Source organism: Paenibacillus solani (assembly GCF_050475945.1).
In the GTDB taxonomy this organism is placed as follows: Bacteria; Bacillota; Bacilli; order Paenibacillales; family Paenibacillaceae; genus Paenibacillus_AQ; species Paenibacillus_AQ solani_A.
On sequence record NZ_JBCMXJ010000034.1, the window covers coordinates 1 to 910 of the forward strand.

Consider the following 910-nt stretch of genomic DNA (forward strand, 5'->3'; position numbering starts at 1 on the left):
CGCTGGTAGTTGTAAAAGTAGATGTAATCTTCAACGGCTTGATGTAACTCTCCTTCTGTTTTACACTGAAGGAGGTACAACTTTTCCGTTTTGAGATGCGAAAAAAAGGATTCGATGCATGCATTATCTAGGCAGGTTGCTTTGCGAGAGTGGCTGCCTTTAATGCTGAATTCTTTTAATCGTGTGTTGTACGCCTGAGACGTATATTGGAAGCCCTGATCCGAATGGAGCACGGCTTCTGAGACGTCTCTTTTTCGTGTCCACTGCTCAACGGTGTCGAGTACAAGTTCCACATCGTTACGTCTAGAGATCTGCCAAGCTACAATCTCATTATTAAACAGATCTTGAATCACGGACAAATAATAAAAGTGTGTTTTGTCAGAAATATAGGTAATATCCGTCACCATTTTTTGCCCCGGGGCCGTAGCATGAAATTGACGTTTGAGTCGGTTAGGGTACACCACGGATGGTGTATAACTGGATGATTTTCGTTTCTTTCGAATCACGGACTGAATCGACAGTTCTTTCATCAAACGCCATACCTTTTTGTGATTGACACGGTAACCTGCTTCCCAGAGAGCTGTTACCATTCGAGGATAGCCAAAATACGGATGAGCCAAGTGAGTAGCCATCATGTGTTCTTTGATCTCTTGATCCAAGCCTTCTTTTTGGCTGCGATCCAGGCGCGTTGACCGCCACTTGTAGTAACTGGCTCTAGGCACCCCCACAATAGCTAACAATCTTGTAACACCATGTAGTTCCCTCAGTTCCTCAATGATTTCGTAGCTTTGCTGTCGACTAAGGGTGTCTCCTTTAACAGATTTGGATACCGCTTTTTTAAATAATCTACCTGCGCTTTTAAATAATCCCGTTCTTCTTCGATACTTGAGAATGTCGTACGAGGGCGTCC

At 43.8% G+C, this 910-nt stretch carries 1 protein-coding gene; it reads right to left on the reverse strand.

Annotated elements, in window-relative coordinates; genetic code table 11:
- Nucleotides 1-893 (reverse strand): IS3 family transposase (locus ABEQ74_RS29820; protein WP_430125959.1); only part of this gene is annotated, 893 nt, incomplete at its 3' end.
- Between the last annotated feature and the right edge of the window lie 17 nt (nt 894-910).